A 14,884-nucleotide genomic window follows, 5' to 3' on the forward strand; every position below is an offset into this window, starting at 1 on the left:
GCCGGTCTCAGGCGGGAGGCGCCCGCCCGTCGCCCAGCCACTCCGCGATGGCGCTGGAGACGGCGGGCCCGGCCTCCCGCTGCGGGAAATGACCAATCCCCGGCAGCACCAGCCGGCGGTAGGGTCCCCGGAAGGCGTCGCGCGGCTGCGAGGTGGCGGCGTCGTTGCAGGCATCGTCTGAGCCATGGATGACCAGGGCCGGCACGGTGATCGCCGGCTGCCGGCGCATCGTCTCCTCCAGATCGTCGTAATGCGGGTCGCCGTCCGCGTGGCCCCAGCGCTGGCGGTAGGAATGGAGCGTGACCGCGAGCCAGTCCGGTGCGTCAAAGGCGTCAGCGGCGGCGGCGAAGGCCGCGTCCGGTACCGTCCATCCGGGCGACCACGTCTGCCACAGGGCGCGGCAGAAGCCATGGCGGTCGGCGGCGAGCGCTGCCGCCCCCTGGGGCAGGCAGAAGTACCATTGGTACCAGTAGTTCCGCGCCTGCTGCAGCGTCGGCAGCCCGCCGCCGCCATAGCCCACCGACAGAGCGACGCAGGCGCTCACCCGCTCCGGCGCCAGGGCGGCCAGGGTGTAGGCGGTGCGCGCGCCCCAATCGTGGCCGATCACCGCGAAGCGGGCGAGGCCGAGCCCATCGGCCAGGGCCAGGGCATCGGCGGCGAGGGCCGTGATCTGGCCCGAGCGGGGCGTCCCGGGGGCAAGAAAGCGGGTCGGCCCGAAGCCCCGCAGATAGGGGCGCAGGGTGCGCCAGCCGGCGGCGTTGAGCCGGGCGGCGACGGCCGCCCAGGTCTGCGGCGCATCCGGCCAGCCGTGGAGCAGCAGCGCCACCGGGCCATCGGCCGGGCCGTCGTCGAAGACGTGCAGCTCCAGCCGGTCGGTGAGGATCCGGCGCGGCGCCTCAATAGCCATAGGCCACTTTCGACACCCGCCCGCTGCCGTCCACGGCGGCCAGGGTGTTGGCCACCGGCTGCGCCTGGGCTTCCAGGTCGAAGGTGACGCGGTGGTTGACCCGGCGGGCCGGCCAGTAGTCGGCGAGGGCGTAATGCTGGGTGGCGTAATTGTCCCAGATGGCGATGGCGCCCGGTTCCCATTTGTGGGTGTAGGTGAATTCCGGCTGACGGATCCACTGGGCGAGGAAGGCCAGGATGCCCCGGCTCTCGATGGTGGACAGGCCGTTGATGTGCCGGGTGAAAGTCTCGTTGACGAACAGGAACTCCTTGCCGGTGCGCTCCTGGCGATAGACCACCTTGTGCACCACCGGCTTGAACTTCTGGATGGCGTTGATGAGCACGTCCTCGCCGAGATTGGCGAGATAGGTGCGCCACTGGCTGGTTTCCCAGGTGTGGGTGGCCTCCAGCGGCCGCAGGTAGTCCTTGAGGCCGGGGGAGAGCGCCTGGAACGCCTTGCTCATGCTCGACCACGACGTGCCGCCGCCCACCGGCGGGTTCTCGGTGATCTGGATGACGGTGCCGGCCGGCGGCGTGGCGAGCCATGTGAGGTCGGCGTGCCAATGGTCCACCGAGGCGGGGCGGTCGGCGTCGTTGGCGAGCACCTCGATCTGGGGATGGCCGTCCTTGCGCGGGAAATAGGCGCCCTGCGCCACCGGGCCGAACACCGAGGCCAGGTCGAGGTGCTGCTCGGGGGTGATGTCCTGCGGCGGCAGGAAGATCACCTCGAAATCGTCGAGCGCGCGCTTCAGTTCGGCCCGCACCTCCGGCGGCAGCGGCCGCGTCAGGTCCACGCCCTCGATGCGGGCAGCGAAATTGGGCAGCTGCGGCACCGGGCGAATGTGCCGGTAGCTGGCTTCGGTATCGACGAGGTGATCGACGGTCTTGGCGGTCTTATAGGCGAGCATGGGAGATCTCCGGGGGCGTGTCGCGGCGCCGGCAGGGCCGGCGCGGGCGAGGCGGGGCATCGGTTTGAGGTGCGGGAGCGGCCGCGCCGTTTCATGCCATCGGCCCCGGTCTTCGACCGGCGCCAAGGGGGCCGCTCAAGCGCCGCGCGGGCTTGACCAAAGGCCCATGAGTTACCCTCACGGGCCTTTGGTATCAGGCTAGGGCGGCGAGGAAGATCTTCGGATCGAAATAGGTTTCGGCACGGATCGGGTCCTTGATGGCACCCACTTCCTGATTGAAGTCCGTCACCTGGTTCAGCCACCGCACGATGGAACCGTCCGAATAGTATTTCGGCCAGACATTGGTGGGGTAATATTGGATGAGTTCAGCCTGGCGCTTCAGCTCTTCCACGGTGAAGTCCTTGTATTTTCCGGCCGCCAGCACGGCCAGGGCCTGGTCCGGGGAGGACAGGAGGAAATCGTTGGCGCGGGCCCAGGCGCGCACCACCCGTTCCAGCAGCGCCGGGTTCTCCGCCGGCAGGGCGTTGCGGGCGGACCAGCCGTCCACCACCGTGGCGTCGGGGAAGTCGCCGGATTTGGCCAGCAGCACCGCGTCCGGCCGGCGCTGGCGGATGGGGGTGTCGAGCGGCACCCACAGCACCACCGCCGGCACCGAGCCGGAGATGAAGGCGGTGACCGCCTGGTCGAGCCGCTGATGCACGATCTCCACGTCCTTGGTGCTGTCGAGGCCGACGCTCTTCAGCGCCCGGTGGAGAAAGAAATGGGCGGTGGTGCCACGGGTGGTGGCCACCTGCTTGCCCTTCAGGTCGGCCAGGGTGGAGATGCCGGCCTTGGGATCGACCCAGATCTGCGCGATGCCGGTCTCCAGGCCGTTGATGAGGAACACCTTGCCCTGGCCCCGGGCGGGGAAGTTGGAGATCACCGCGCCGGTGGTCACCACGTCCACGCTGCCGCCGGCCAGCGCCTGATAGGCCTCCAGCCCGGTGACGAACTGCAGGGCCTCGACCTCGAGACCTTCCTGCTTGAAGGCGCCGAGATGCTCGCCCAGCCACAGGTGCCCATCGCACGAGAGGGTGTGGAGATAGCCCACCTTCAGCTTCTGCGGCGCAGGGGCGGGCGCGGCGGCAAGGCCGGGCCGGGCGGCCAGCGGCGCGGCGGCGAGCCCGAGGGCGGTGGCGGTGAGGAACTGGCGGCGATCAAGGCGCATGGGTTTTGGTCCGGATGGTCAGGCGGGGATGCGGTCTTCGCGCTGCTGGCGGGCGTATTCTTCCATCACGCGGGCGCGCAGATGGGCTTGCAGGCGGGTGAATTCGGGGGTTTCCAGCACCCGCTCGTCGCGCGGGTAGGGGAAGGGCACGTCGATGATCTCGGCGATCCGGGCCGGACGCGCGCTCATCAGCACGATGCGGGAGGACAGATACAGCGCCTCGTCCACCGCATGGGTGATGAGCAGCACGCTCTTGCGCTCCTGCTGCTGCAGCGACAGCAGCAGGTCCTGCATCACCAGCCGGGTCTGGGCGTCGAGGGCGCCGAACGGCTCGTCCATGAGCAGGCAGCGCGGGTTGACCGCATAGGCCCGGGCCAGCGCCACCCGCTGGCGCATGCCCCCTGACAGGGTGTTGGGCAGGGCGTCGGCGAAGTCGGACAGGCCCATGAGCGCGAGATAATGGGCGCAGATGGCCTCCGCCTGCCCGGCCAGATGCCGGTTGGCGCCGAGCGACAGGCCGAAGGCGATGTTCTGGCGCACCGTGAGCCACGGGAACACGCCATATTCCTGGAACACCACGCCCCTCTCGGGGCCCGGCGCGGCGATCGGTGCGCCGGAGAAGGTCACGGAGCCCGAGGTGGGCCGGGCCATGCCGGCGGCGAGCTTCAAGAGCGTGGTCTTGCCGCAGCCGGAGGGGCCGATGAGGGAGACGAACTCGCCGGGCCGCAAAGCGAGCGAGACGTTGCGCACCACCCAGCCGCCATGGGGCACGCCGTCGTAGCGCACCGACACGTCGGTGAAGCGGATCTCGCCGTCGAGCGGGGCGGCGCCGGAGGGTGCGCGGGGGGACGCGTGCATGGAAGGGGGCATGGAGGGGGGCATCGCGGGGTTCACGGGCGGATCCTGTCCTGCCAGCGCACCAGCCGCGCGCTGAGGCGCACCAGTGCGAAATCCATGGCCATGGCGGTGAGGCCGATGGCGATGAGGCCGAGATAGATGGTCTCGATCTGGAAATAGGAGGCGGCGATCTGGATCATGGCGCCCAGCCCCTGCTGGGCCGACACCAGCTCCGAGGCCACCAGCGTCATCCAGCCGACGCCGAGGGCGACACGGGCGGCGGTCAGCACATGCGGCAGGGCCAGCGGCAGCACCACGCCGGTGAACAGCTCGCGGTCGGTTGCCCCGAGGGTGCGGGCGACCTGCACATAGATGGGCGGAATGCGCGAAATGCCCTCGTAGAGCACCACCACCGCCGTGAAGAAGGCGGCGTATCCCAGCACCAGCCCCTTCGCCAGCTCGCCGATGCCGAAATAGAGGATCATGAGCGGAATGAGGGCGATGGGCGGCAGCGCCCGGAAGAAATTGACCACCGGGGTCAGCACCCGCCGCACCGGCGCATACCAGCCGAGGGCGAAGCCGGCGGGCACCGCCAGGACCACGCCCGCGGTGACGCTCACCAGCACCCGCAGGCTGGAGGCGGCCCAGTTGAGCGGCAGGGTGCCGTCCTTCATCAGCGCGTAGCCCTGCTGCAGCACCGCCAGGGGCGAGGGGACGAGACCGGCATAGCGGGCGCTGAGGACCCGCACCCCGACCCAGGCCAGCAGCAGCGCGACCCAGGGCAGCGCCATCAGCGCCAGCCACGCCGCCGCGTGGAACCGCGCGCGCGCCGGCGCCGGGGGCGCAAGGCCGAGGCGTCCGGCCGGCATCACTTCGCCATCGCTCATGGTCGTCGGGGTCTCCTGCCACAGCCGCGTCGGGGCCGGCCGACGAACGGTGCGCGCCGGCTTCGAACCCGCTCATGCTAGGGTGGAGGCGAACGCCATTCTGTCGCCCGGGCGACAATAAAAACAAAAATTATCAAAATTGTGGATTATAGGAGCATGACCACCTCCCGCACTGTCCCCTGGTATTGGGAGCGGTTCGATCTGTTCGCCGGACTGCCGCCGGAGGCGCGCGCCCTGGTGGAGCAATTGTGCGAGCGGCGGGTCTACCGGCGCGGCGAGAGCGTGTTTGCCGCCGACGATCCGGCGAGCCACGTGTTCTGGCTGGACAGCGGCCTGGTGAAGATCTTCCACCTCTCCACCCAGGGCGAGGTCACCATCTTCTGGTTCTGCATGCCCGGCGACTGGTTCGGCGCCGGCGGCATCTCCGGGGCGCCGGAACAGGCGGTGTTCGGCCAGGCGGTGGAACGCAGCGTGGTCCATGTGCTGCGGCGGGCGGATTTCGAGCGCGCGCTTCTGGCCTTCCCGCAGCTGGCCCTCAAGATGATCCGCCAGGTGAGCGGCCGGCTGCGCCTGGCCTGCGATGCGCTGGTGGAAAAGACCGCGCGCCAGGCCGACGTGCGCCTCGCCGGCATTTTGCTGCGGTTGGCGCGCAATTGCGGCGAGCCGCGCGGCGACGAGATTCCGTTCCGGGTGCGCATCACCCAGCAGGACCTGGCGGACATGGTGGGGGCGTGCCGCCAGACCGTGAACCGCACCCTCAACGACTTCGCCCAGCACGGATTGCTGCGGTTCGAGGGACGGCGGCTGGTGCTCACCGATCCCGCCGGATTGCAGCGGCTCCAGGAGGCGGGCCAGCAGGGAAACCAGATGGCGGGTCAGATGGCGGGGCAGGAGACGCAGCAGAAAGCGGGCCAGAAGACGGGCGGCCCGCCGGCCACGCCGCGCCGGCGGGCCGCAAAGCCGCTGGCGCGCTGAGCCGCGCGGCCGCCGCATAATACCATCGGCTCCCGTCTTCGACCGGTGCCGAGTGGGTCCGCTCAAGCGCCGCGCGGGCTTGGCCAAAGCCCCCATGAGTCAAGCTCACGGGCCTTTGGTATGAGGCCGCCGGCGGGCTGGTGGAGGTCATGCGGGATGGGCCATGCCCCGGGTTCGGCACGCCCCGCTCGACAGGGCCCAGGGGCGGCTTGCGCCCCCGCCGCCGGCACGGCCGGCCCATCGGCCGGCCGCGCGCGGACCCACATGCTTCGACCGGTGCCGGTCAAGGGCCCCGTTTCAATAGCCCCGTTTCAAGGGGCCCGTCTCGATCGGCCGTCTCAATTGGTCTTGGGCTTGTCCCCGGCGGTGATCTGGTCGGCATAGCGCCCATCCACCACCGTGGCGAAGTCCACGGCGCGCGGATAAAAGCCCGCCTTCACCAGCTTCTCGGTGGCGGCGATCTCCTTCTCGAACCCGGCGCTGCCGGGGTTCACCGGAATCAGCGTCACCGCCTTGGCCTTGGCGGCGCTGAGCGCGTTGCGCTCGGACAGCTGCTGCGTCTTCACATAGGACTTGGCGGTTTCCTCCGGATGGGTGGACGACCAGCGCAGGTATTGCGCCAGCCGGTTGAGGAAATCGCCGATGGCGGCGCTGAGCTTGGGGTCGTCGAGCGCCCCGGTGCGGGCGGTCACCGAGACATAGCCGGGGAAGCCCACGTCGATGTCGCGGGCCAGCTCGATCAGGGTGCCGTCAGCGAGGGCGTCGGCGACCCGGGCGCGGGTGACGGGCGCGGCGTTCACGGCGCCGGCGATGAGGGCGGTGGAGGTGGCGTCATAGGTGAGCAGGCGCGGCTGCACGTCCTTGAGGGTGAGGCCGGCATGGGCAAGGCCGAGCAGCGCCAGCGCATTGATGTTGCCGCCCTCGTTGAACGCATAGGTCTTGCCCTTCAGGTCGGCCAGGGTCTTCACCCCGGCATCCTTGTGGGCGGCGATGAGGCTGTTGGAGAACTTGTCCTCGTCCAGCGGCTTCAGCAGCGCCACCACCTTGATGGGGGCGTTCTGGGCGGTCCAGTTCTGCCGGTCCTCCGCCGAGGCCTTGGCGGGCGCCGTGTCGCTGAGGCCCCAGGAAATGTCGATGGCATTGCCGCCCAGCGCCTGCACCGTCGGTCCGGCGCCGTTGAGGCGGGCCCATTGGATCTTGTAGGGCGTGCCCTTCAGGACGTCGGTGGCTTCGATGGCGTCGCGGGTCACATCCTCGAAGATGCCGACGCGCAGGGTGACGCCGGACAGGTCCACCGGCTCCGCCGCCAGGCTGGAGGCGATGGGCGCGCCGAGGCTGCCGATCAGCGCGCCGGCCAGGGTGGCACCGACGGCGACGCCAAGGGCGCGGCGGCGCGAGAGATGGGGGAAACGCGGGAGCTGCGGGGTCATCGATCGTTCCTCGAACATGGCAGGAGACAGGAGGGGAGCGGCGGCCGGCCTCAGCCGCCGGCGAGGCCGGAACCGGTGTGTTCGGCGCGGGCCGCGGGGTCGGCGGGCCGATCGCCGCCGAGGGGCGCAACCCCCAGCTCGCCATAGAGGCGGGCCCGCAGCCGGGCGCCGGCGGGGGTGGTGCCGTCGCGCGCGTCGCCGACCGCGGCGTCGAGGGTGAGGCGGCGGTCACGCAGCACCAGCACCCGGTCGGCCAGCCGCACCGCCTCGTCCACGTCATGGGTCACCAGCAGGGTGCCGGGCCGATGGCGGGCGCACAGGCGGCGTACCAGGTCCTGCATCTTCAGGCGGGTGAGGGCGTCGAGCGCGGCGAACGGCTCGTCCAGCAGCAGCAGCGCCGGTTCCAGCACCAGGGCGCGGGCCAGCGCCACGCGCTGCGCCTCGCCGCCGGAAAGGGTGACCGGCCAGGCATCGGCGTGGGCGGCAAGGCCCACCTCGGCCAGGGCGTCGAGCGCCCCCTGGCGGCGCTGCAGGCGGCGCGGCACCCCCATCAGCACGTTGCGCCACACCGGCTGCGAGGGGACGAGGCGCGGCTCCTGGAACACCGCCGAGCGCGGTGTCGCCACCTCGCCCGCCCCACCGTCGAGCGTGTCGAGGCCGAGCAGGATGCGCAGCAGCGTGGTCTTGCCGGAGCCGGACGCCCCCAGCAGCGCCACGAACTCGCCCCGCCGGATGGCGAGATCCACGTTCTCGAACAGGATGCGCCCGCCGAAGCCCTTGGTGGCGCCCTTCAGCAGCACCGCCTCCGGTTCTGGCCGCGCCGCGAGGCCCGGGCGCAGGGGGGTGATGGTGGCATCGGTCATGGCTCAGCGCGCCTTCTGGAGAATGGTGCGGTGCCAGGGCAGGAGCCGGTCCTGGACGGTGCGGATGAGCACGTCCACCAGCAGGCCGAGCACCGAATAGAGCAGCACCACGCCGAGGATGATGTCGGTGCGCAGCGAGGCGCGCGGGTTGAGCGCCAGATAGCCGATGCCCGAGGTGGCGTTCACCTGCTCCGCCGCCACCAGCGACAGCAGCGCCACGCCCATGGAATAGCGCACCCCCACCATGATGGAGGGCAGCGCCAGCGGGGCGACGATCTGGGTGGCGATGGCGGCGCGGCCCATGCCGAACACGGTCGCCGCCTCCAGGATCTTCGGGTCGACGTTGCGCACCCCGGAGAAGGTGTTGAGATAAACCGGGAAGATGCAGGCCAGGGCGATGAGCAGGATCTTCGGCTCCTCGTCCACCCCGAACCAGATGACGAACAGCGGGATCACCGCCAGGAACGGCACCATGCGCAGCATCTGCAGCAGCGCGTCATAAGCCCGCTCGCCGGCGCGGGAGAGGCCGGCCATCACGCCCAGCGCCAGCCCGAGGCCGCCGCCGAGGAGAAAGCCGGCGGAGGCGCGCTTGAAGGAGGCGACCAGACTGTCCCACAACACCCCGGACACGGTCAGTTCCACCAGCGCCTGGACCACCGCCACCGGCGATTCCAGGGTGCGCGGATTGATGAGGCCGAAGCTGCAGGCGCCCTGCCAGACCGCCAGCAGCACCAGGGGCAGCAGCAGGCGGGCGGCATCGACGCCCACCAGCCTCAGCCGGCCCGCGCGCGGCCTGGGGGTGAGCTTCAGCGCCAGCCGACCGGGCGTGCCGGGGCGGGAGGCGCGAGGATCGAACACGGCTTCTACGGTCATGGCGGGTCCAGGCCGGGCAAGGGGAAGGGGGCGGGGAAGGGGAAGGGCCGCCTGCGGGCCCTGGCGCGTGGTCGGGCGCCGCCTGCGGTGGCGCGGCGCGTGGTCCGTGGCGGTGCGCGAACCTGCGGCTAGTCGCGCGGGGCGGTGACGGCGTTGAAGTCGCGGCTGAATTCAAGATCGACGTCGATCTTGCGCGGGATCACGCCGGCCTCGAACAGGACGTCGGCGATGCGCTGCTCCCGCTTCACCAGCGCCTCGTCCAGGGGCTGGAAGCGGGCCTGCTGAAACTGGGTGACGATGCGGGCCCGGTCCGGCGTCTGCTTCAGCTTCTCCACATAGAGCGCCTCGATGGCGGCCCGGTTGCTGGGATACCATGCCCAATAGTCGCGCAGACGGGACAGGAAGTCGGCGATCGCGGCCTTCTTCCGCGGGTCCTTCAGAACGTCGGTGCGGGCGGTGAAGACGCCGAGGGCGGGAATGTCCAGCTCGTCGCTGGTGACGAGGATCCGCGCCTTGCCGCTCTCGATGGCCTCCGCCACGCCGATGGTTCCGCCGGAGAAGGCCTCCACCTTGCCGGCGTTGAAGGTGGCGGAACTGGTGGACTGGTCGGCGAGGCGGACCGACTGGATATCGTTTTCCGTCAAACCCGCCTTCAGCAGGGTCAGCACATAGTGCAGGTAGTTGTAGCCGCCGAAGTTGTTGGCCACCGTCCGGCCCTTCAGGTCCTGCAGGGTGGCGATGCCGGAGTCCGCCCGCGCCACGGTGACGATGGGCGGGTACTTCAGGTCGGTGGAGCGCCAGCCGGCGACGATCTGCAAGGGCGCCGTCTGCGGCGTCCATTCGCTCTTGGCCTTGCCCTGCTCGATGATGAGCGAGGTGTCGCCCATGTGGCCGACATCGATGGCCTTGGAGTAGAGCGCGGCGAGCTGCGCCGCCGGCCCGGTCAAGGTCACCCACTCCACCTCGTAGGGGGTGCCGTCCAGCACCTTGGAGGCGGCCACCGCCGTCGGCAGGGTCTGGTCCTGGTAGCCGACCACGAGCTTGAGCTTCTGCTCTTGCGCCAGGACGGGGCCGCAGGCGGCGAGGACGAGGCCGGCGGCCAGAAGCGCGCGGCGGGACAGGTTTGAGAAGGACACGGTCGGGGCTCCGGTCTTGAGGCGCGGGGCGGCGGGCCGGGCCGCCGTCAGAAGAAGGCGGCCGTGGGCAGGGGGGTGCCGTCCAGGATCTGCCGGCCGAGGGCGCGGGCCTTGTAGGCAACGGGATTGTGCGATGCGAGGGTGCGGATGTTGCGCCAATGCCGGTCGAGCCGCGCCCGCCGGGTGGCGGCCGAGGCCCCGCCCACATCGAACAGGCGGGTGGCGGCATCGAGCGCGAGCCCGTCGAGCACGACCTTCGACTGCGCCGCGCGCCGCGCCGCCTCCTCGAACAAAGCGGTGTCCGGATGCCCGGCGCGGGCGCTCTCCAGCGCGCCGTCGAGCGTCTCGGCGGCGCGCAGCACCGCGGCTTCCGCCACATAGGCGGCGCTGGCGATGCGCCCCAAGGCCTCCTGCAGCTGCGGGTCGTCCGCCGGCCGCGCCGCCGTGGCGTGGTAGAAGTTGCGGTTGCGGGAGCCGATCAGGTGGGCCGCGTCCCGCGCCACCGCCTTCAGGATGCCGGTGACGATGGAGGTGAGGTAGAGCTGGGCCAGGGTGGCGTCGTGCGGCACCGGCACTTCCTCGCTGGCCTGGAACACCACCTCGTCCGCCGTCAGCCGCACGCCGGTGAAGGTGGTGGTGCCGGAGGCGGTGAGCTGCTGGCCGATGCCATCCCAATCGTCGCGCACCTGCACGCCGTCGCGCCCGCGCGGCACCACGGCGGCGATGGCGGCGCCGTCCGGAGTGCGGGCATTGACATGGATGTAGTCCACGAACGCATTGCCAGTGCTGTAATATTTCTCCCCGTCGAGAACGAAGCCCGGGCCGGACGGCGCGACGATGGTGGTGCCGCCGCCGGCGCCGATGTCCGGGATGCCGAGCTCGCTGGCACCGAGGCCGAACAGGCGGCCGGCGCGCACCTCATCCAGCCAGCGGGCGAACTTGGGGTTGGCCTTGGCGCGCTGGGCCTTCTCCACGAACAGGGCATGATTGCGCAGGGCGTGCGGCACGTTGGAATCCGCCTCCGCCAGCGCGATCACGACCGAGACGAGATCCGGCACGGAGGCGCCCGCGCCGCCCTCCGCCCGGGGCAGGCGGAAGGTGCCGAAGCCGGCCGCCCGCAATTGCTCGATAGCGGCCTGCACGTCCCCTTCGGTGCGCTCCGGCGCCTGCGCCTCGGCGGCGATGCGGGCAATGACCGGGGCCAGGGCCGCGACGCTTCCCGGGGCGGGGCCGGCGACGGTTTCGGCGGCCCGGCGGTCGATGGTGAGGGTCTGCGCGGCGATGGTCATGACGCACTCTCTCAAAGCTGGAACGGCCCGGCGGCCGGAAACGTCGCGCCGGGGGCGGGCGCTGGCGGCCAGTTTGTGGGCTGGGTCGCGGGCTGGCACCCGGGCGCAGCGCCCACCACGGTGCCGCCGGATCGAACGGAAGTGCACCACGTTTCGCGCAGGCCTGTCAGGGCAAAAATTCTTTTTCAGATTAAAAGAAACTTTTCTATGCTGTATAATAAATGATTATATGTTCGAATAGCACGTATAAATTTTATTACGTAGATATTGGATGCGTATAGTTTTTTTATTTTATGGATATTTTAGTTCGTTTTGTCTGCCTCATTCCCCCGAGGCCCGGATGAACGTGAAAAATCCGGGGCCTGGACGGCGTGGGGGTGGATTGGATTGGAGGAGTGCCGCCATAAACCCCTGCGGGTAACGAACGGCGGCCATCGCGTTCCGATTTGTTGTATATTAAATCTATCTAAAATATATAATATGGAATGACCTCCGCCGACCGCACCGCCCGCATGAGCCTCGCCCCCATGAGCCTCGGCCGCATGCCGCCCATGACCGCCCTGCGGGCCTTCGTGGCCGCCGCGCAGCAGCGCTCGTTCGCCAAGGCGGCGGCGCTGCTCCATGTCACGCCCGCGGCCATCGGCCAGCAGGTGCGGCTGCTGGAGGCCCATGTGGGCCAGCCGCTGTTTCGCCGCGACCGCCGTCCGGAGCTGGAACTGACGGAGGTTGCCGCGCGCCTGCTGCCCGGCCTGGTGGAGGGTTTCGCCGCCATTCTCGCCGCCGTCGAGCGCCTGGACGAGGCGGTGGACGACACCCCGCTGCGGGTCTCGGTGGCGCCGTCCTTTGCGCTGAAATGGCTGCTGCCCCGTCTCGACCGCCTGCGGGCGCGGCATCCCGAATTCGACGTGCGCATCGCCACCACCGTGATGCTGGCCGATTTCGCCGCCGACGAGGCCGATTGCGCGATCCGCTTCGGCGCCGGCGCCTATCCGGGCCTCCACGCCCAGATTCTGCTGTCGGACTATGTGATCCCGGTGTGCAGCCCGCGCCTTGCGGCGGGGCCCTGCCCGCTGGCCTGCGCGGCGGACCTTGCCGGGCACACCCTCATCCATGACGACGGCGCCGCCATCGACGCCAGCGCTCCCGACTGGCACGGCTGGCTGAAGGGCGAGGGGGTGGAGGGCATCGACGCCGCGCGCGGCCCGCGCTTCGATCAGGCGCTGATGGCGATCGAGGCGGCCATTGCCGGGCAGGGGGTGGCGCTCGCCCGGAGCACCCTCGTCAGCGACGACCTGGCCCACGGGCGGCTGGCCCATCCCTTTGGCGCGCCGCGCAAGGTGCTGCACTCCTATTATTTCGTGTGCCCGCCGCACCGCCTGCCGAGCCCCAAGGTGCAGGGCTTTCTGGCCTGGCTGAAGGAGGAGGCGGCGGGCGAGGCGCGGCTTCAGCCCACCCCTGCGGCCCGCCGGCCCGCGGTGGCGGTGGCCTGAGCGCGGGGCGGGGCTCAGTCGAGGCTGATGCCGCCCTCGTCGAGAACGCGCTTCCACTTGGCCCGCTCGGCGGCGATGAATGCGGCGCTGTCGGCCCGGGAATCGACGCGGGGATTGACGCCGATCTTGCGCAGGCTCGCCTGCACCTCCGGGTCGGCGAACGCCTTGGCCAGCTCGCGGTTGAGCGCCTCCAGCACCGGCTCGGGGGTGCCGGCCGGGGCAAGCAGGCCGAACCAGGCGCTGGCGAGCACGTCGGGCACGCCCTGCTCGGCCAGGGTCGGCACGTCCGGATATTGCGGCCAGCGCGCGCGGGTGGCCACCGCATAGGGGCGCAGGGTCCCCGCCGCGATGTGGGGCGCCACCGCCGGGAACGAGGTGAACAGCAGGTCCACATGGCCGCCCAGCAGGTCCTTGATGGCCGGTCCGCCGCCGGGATAGGGCACCAGGACAAAGTTCGTCCCGCTCTTCAGGCGGAACAGCTCGCTCAGCAGGTGGGCGTCGGAACGCGCCGCCGAATTGGCGATGCGGAGCCCGCCTTCGCGGGTCTTGGATGCGGCGATCAGCTCGGGAACCGTCTTCGGCGCCAGCTCGGCATTGCCCACCAGGGCATAGGGCAGGTCGGCGATGACGGTGACCGGGGTCAGGTCCCGCGCCGGGTCCACGCCCTGGGGGTCGATGTTCACCACCAGCGGGCCGGCAAACGACACCAGGAGGGTGTAGCCGTCGGCCGGTGCCTTGGCCACGGTGTTGACGCCGATGATGCCGCCGCCACCGGGCTTGTTCTCGACGACGAATTTCTGGTGGAACGCGCTCCCCAGCTTGTCGGCCACGAGGCGGGCAATGATGTCGTTGGTGGCGCCGGGCGGCGAGGGCAGCACCACCCGCACCGGCTTGGCGGGATAGGCCTCCTGCGCCCGGGCGGGGCTCGCCAGCAGTGGCGCGGCCAGGGTGGCGATGAGGGCGGCTGCGCGGGCCAGCGCCGGCAGCAAGGCCACGCGGAGCGCGCGCCCTGGGGCACGCCGGAGGGCGTTCGTCATGTCTCGTCTTCCTGTTGGGGGCATCGTGCGGCGGCGGGGGCTGTCCCGCGCGGGACGGGGCGAAGGGGGATGCCGGCGACGGCGGACGGGCCCGCCGGCATCGTGTCCTCACACCGCGTAGCCGGGGTCCTCGCGGTCGATCTTGCGGCGGAAGGCCTGCCATTCGATGGCGGCGCCGGGCGACCAGCTGTCGGGCGTGTAGAGCTTCAGGCCGAAGGCGCCGGCCTGGTCGATGTACTGCTGTTCGATGGCCTTCAGCGGCGCCTGGGCCGATTGGGCGGCGATCTGGATGGCGGCGGCCTTCTCGACGCGGGCGATGAAGGAGAACGCCTCGCCGATGGTGCGGCCCACCGCCAGCGTGCCGTGATTGCGCAGGAACAGGATGTCCTGGTCTTCCAGAGCCGCGGCGAGGCGGCCGCACTCCTCCCGGTCCAGCTTCACGCCGGTATAGTCGTAATAGCGCACGCGCTCGCGGATGATGATGGCGTTCTGGGAAATGGGCAGAAGCCCGCCCTCCTGCGCCGCCACCGCCACGCCCGCCACCGAATGCAGGTGGAGGATGGATTGCACGTCGGGCCGGGTGGCGTAGATGCCGCCGTGGATGAGGTCAGCGGCGGGGTTCACCCCATAGCCGTTGTCCTCCACCAGCCGGCCCTCGATGTCGATCTTCACCAGCGCCGAGGCGGTGATTTCCTCGAAGAACAGGCCGTAGGGATTGACCAGGTACTGGTCCGTGGTGCCCGGCACCCGCGACGAGAAATGCGTGCCCAGCAGGTCGGTCCAGCCGAAGCGGCCGGCGAGGCGGTAGGCCGCCGCCAGATCGACCCGCACCGCCCATTCCTCAGGCGAGAAATCCTGCACGGTGCGCGCCTTCACCGCGCGCGGGGTGAGATTGTGGACGCTCATGGACCTCTGCTCCCTGCTGATGTGTCGTGCGCGCCGAGGCGGCCCCGGGGCGGGACGGCCGGCGGGCGGCTGGCACCGGCAGCGCCGGCGCGGCGCGTGGC

The 14,884-nt window shown here is 70.6% G+C and carries 14 protein-coding genes; 2 read left to right on the forward strand and 12 right to left on the reverse strand.

The features are described from left to right. Positions 1-7 precede the first annotated feature (7 nt). The 5 genes from V5F53_RS17710 to V5F53_RS17730 all read right to left on the reverse strand — a co-directional run bounded on the left by V5F53_RS17710 (position 8) and on the right by V5F53_RS17730 (position 4,784). Positions 8-907: an alpha/beta fold hydrolase gene (locus V5F53_RS17710; protein ID WP_393996080.1), complete on the reverse strand. Its 900-nt coding sequence runs from the start codon at positions 905-907 to the stop codon at positions 8-10. Further along, on the reverse strand, positions 897-1,853 hold the full coding sequence (locus V5F53_RS17715) for a TauD/TfdA dioxygenase family protein (protein WP_393996079.1): 957 nt from the start codon (positions 1,851-1,853) through the stop codon (positions 897-899). The genes V5F53_RS17710 and V5F53_RS17715 overlap by 11 nt, the downstream gene beginning before the upstream one ends. A 193-nt stretch (positions 1,854-2,046) precedes the next feature. Then, positions 2,047-3,060, reverse strand: a complete 1,014-nt coding sequence (locus V5F53_RS17720; protein WP_393996078.1) for an ABC transporter substrate-binding protein — start codon at positions 3,058-3,060, stop codon at positions 2,047-2,049. 18 nt (positions 3,061-3,078) lie between these two features. Continuing rightward, on the reverse strand, positions 3,079-3,918 hold the full coding sequence (locus V5F53_RS17725) for an ABC transporter ATP-binding protein (protein ID WP_393996077.1): 840 nt from the start codon (positions 3,916-3,918) through the stop codon (positions 3,079-3,081). A gap of 32 nt (positions 3,919-3,950) precedes the next feature. After that, positions 3,951-4,784, reverse strand: coding sequence for an ABC transporter permease (locus V5F53_RS17730; protein ID WP_393996076.1), 834 nt, complete (start codon positions 4,782-4,784; stop codon positions 3,951-3,953). 156 nt (positions 4,785-4,940) lie between these two features. Between V5F53_RS17730 and V5F53_RS17735 the strand changes: the two genes are divergently transcribed. Continuing rightward, positions 4,941-5,759, forward strand: a complete 819-nt coding sequence (locus tag V5F53_RS17735) for a Crp/Fnr family transcriptional regulator (protein WP_393996075.1) — start codon at positions 4,941-4,943, stop codon at positions 5,757-5,759. 338 nt (positions 5,760-6,097) lie between these two features. Here the strand turns inward: V5F53_RS17735 and V5F53_RS17740 are convergent, their stop codons facing one another. The 5 genes from V5F53_RS17740 to V5F53_RS17760 form a co-directional block, all read right to left on the reverse strand. Further along, positions 6,098-7,189: an ABC transporter substrate-binding protein gene (locus V5F53_RS17740; protein WP_393996074.1), complete on the reverse strand. Its 1,092-nt coding sequence runs from the start codon at positions 7,187-7,189 to the stop codon at positions 6,098-6,100. A 50-nt stretch (positions 7,190-7,239) separates the two neighbouring features. Then, on the reverse strand, positions 7,240-8,052 hold the full coding sequence (locus V5F53_RS17745; RefSeq protein ID WP_393996073.1) for an ABC transporter ATP-binding protein: 813 nt from the start codon (positions 8,050-8,052) through the stop codon (positions 7,240-7,242). Between the two features lie 3 nt (positions 8,053-8,055). Next, positions 8,056-8,925 (reverse strand): ABC transporter permease subunit, encoded by an 870-nt coding sequence (locus V5F53_RS17750; protein WP_393996072.1) that lies wholly within the window; start codon positions 8,923-8,925, stop codon positions 8,056-8,058. A 128-nt stretch (positions 8,926-9,053) separates the two neighbouring features. After that, positions 9,054-10,061 (reverse strand): PhnD/SsuA/transferrin family substrate-binding protein, encoded by a 1,008-nt coding sequence (locus V5F53_RS17755; RefSeq protein WP_393996071.1) that lies wholly within the window; start codon positions 10,059-10,061, stop codon positions 9,054-9,056. A gap of 47 nt (positions 10,062-10,108) precedes the next feature. Further along, positions 10,109-11,350 (reverse strand): acyl-CoA dehydrogenase family protein, encoded by a 1,242-nt coding sequence (locus V5F53_RS17760; protein ID WP_393996070.1) that lies wholly within the window; start codon positions 11,348-11,350, stop codon positions 10,109-10,111. Between the two features lie 485 nt (positions 11,351-11,835). Between V5F53_RS17760 and gcvA the strand changes: the two genes are divergently transcribed. Further along, on the forward strand, positions 11,836-12,840 hold the full coding sequence (gcvA, locus tag V5F53_RS17765) for a transcriptional regulator GcvA (protein ID WP_393996069.1): 1,005 nt from the start codon (positions 11,836-11,838) through the stop codon (positions 12,838-12,840). A gap of 14 nt (positions 12,841-12,854) precedes the next feature. On the opposite strand, the gene V5F53_RS17770 is transcribed toward gcvA, so the two are convergent. Together V5F53_RS17770 and V5F53_RS17775 are read right to left on the reverse strand one after the other, a co-directional pair. Next, a complete protein-coding gene (locus tag V5F53_RS17770; RefSeq protein ID WP_393996068.1) occupies positions 12,855-13,877 on the reverse strand; it encodes a Bug family tripartite tricarboxylate transporter substrate binding protein in 1,023 nt (340 codons plus the stop codon). 108 nt (positions 13,878-13,985) lie between these two features. After that, complete coding sequence (locus V5F53_RS17775) at positions 13,986-14,783, reverse strand: class II aldolase/adducin family protein (RefSeq protein ID WP_393996067.1); 798 nt, start codon at positions 14,781-14,783, stop codon at positions 13,986-13,988. Between the last annotated feature and the right edge of the window lie 101 nt (positions 14,784-14,884).

Source organism: Xanthobacter cornucopiae (assembly GCF_043195065.2).
Classification (GTDB): Bacteria; Pseudomonadota; Alphaproteobacteria; order Rhizobiales; family Xanthobacteraceae; genus Xanthobacter.

Coding starts and splice junctions, on each gene's coding strand:
- V5F53_RS17710 (WP_393996080.1), bottom strand. CDS start 907: ATGGCTATTGAGGCGCCGCGCCGGATCCTCACCGACCGGCTGGAGCTG.
- V5F53_RS17715 (WP_393996079.1), bottom strand. CDS start 1,853: ATGCTCGCCTATAAGACCGCCAAGACCGTCGATCACCTCGTCGATACC.
- V5F53_RS17720 (WP_393996078.1), bottom strand. CDS start 3,060: ATGCGCCTTGATCGCCGCCAGTTCCTCACCGCCACCGCCCTCGGGCTC.
- V5F53_RS17725 (WP_393996077.1), bottom strand. CDS start 3,918: ATGCACGCGTCCCCCCGCGCACCCTCCGGCGCCGCCCCGCTCGACGGC.
- V5F53_RS17730 (WP_393996076.1), bottom strand. CDS start 4,784: ATGAGCGATGGCGAAGTGATGCCGGCCGGACGCCTCGGCCTTGCGCCC.
- V5F53_RS17735 (WP_393996075.1), top strand. CDS start 4,941: ATGACCACCTCCCGCACTGTCCCCTGGTATTGGGAGCGGTTCGATCTG.
- V5F53_RS17740 (WP_393996074.1), bottom strand. CDS start 7,189: ATGACCCCGCAGCTCCCGCGTTTCCCCCATCTCTCGCGCCGCCGCGCC.
- V5F53_RS17745 (WP_393996073.1), bottom strand. CDS start 8,052: ATGACCGATGCCACCATCACCCCCCTGCGCCCGGGCCTCGCGGCGCGG.
- V5F53_RS17750 (WP_393996072.1), bottom strand. CDS start 8,925: ATGACCGTAGAAGCCGTGTTCGATCCTCGCGCCTCCCGCCCCGGCACG.
- V5F53_RS17760 (WP_393996070.1), bottom strand. CDS start 11,350: ATGACCATCGCCGCGCAGACCCTCACCATCGACCGCCGGGCCGCCGAA.
- gcvA (WP_393996069.1), top strand. CDS start 11,836: ATGACCTCCGCCGACCGCACCGCCCGCATGAGCCTCGCCCCCATGAGC.
- V5F53_RS17770 (WP_393996068.1), bottom strand. CDS start 13,877: ATGACGAACGCCCTCCGGCGTGCCCCAGGGCGCGCGCTCCGCGTGGCC.
- V5F53_RS17775 (WP_393996067.1), bottom strand. CDS start 14,783: ATGAGCGTCCACAATCTCACCCCGCGCGCGGTGAAGGCGCGCACCGTG.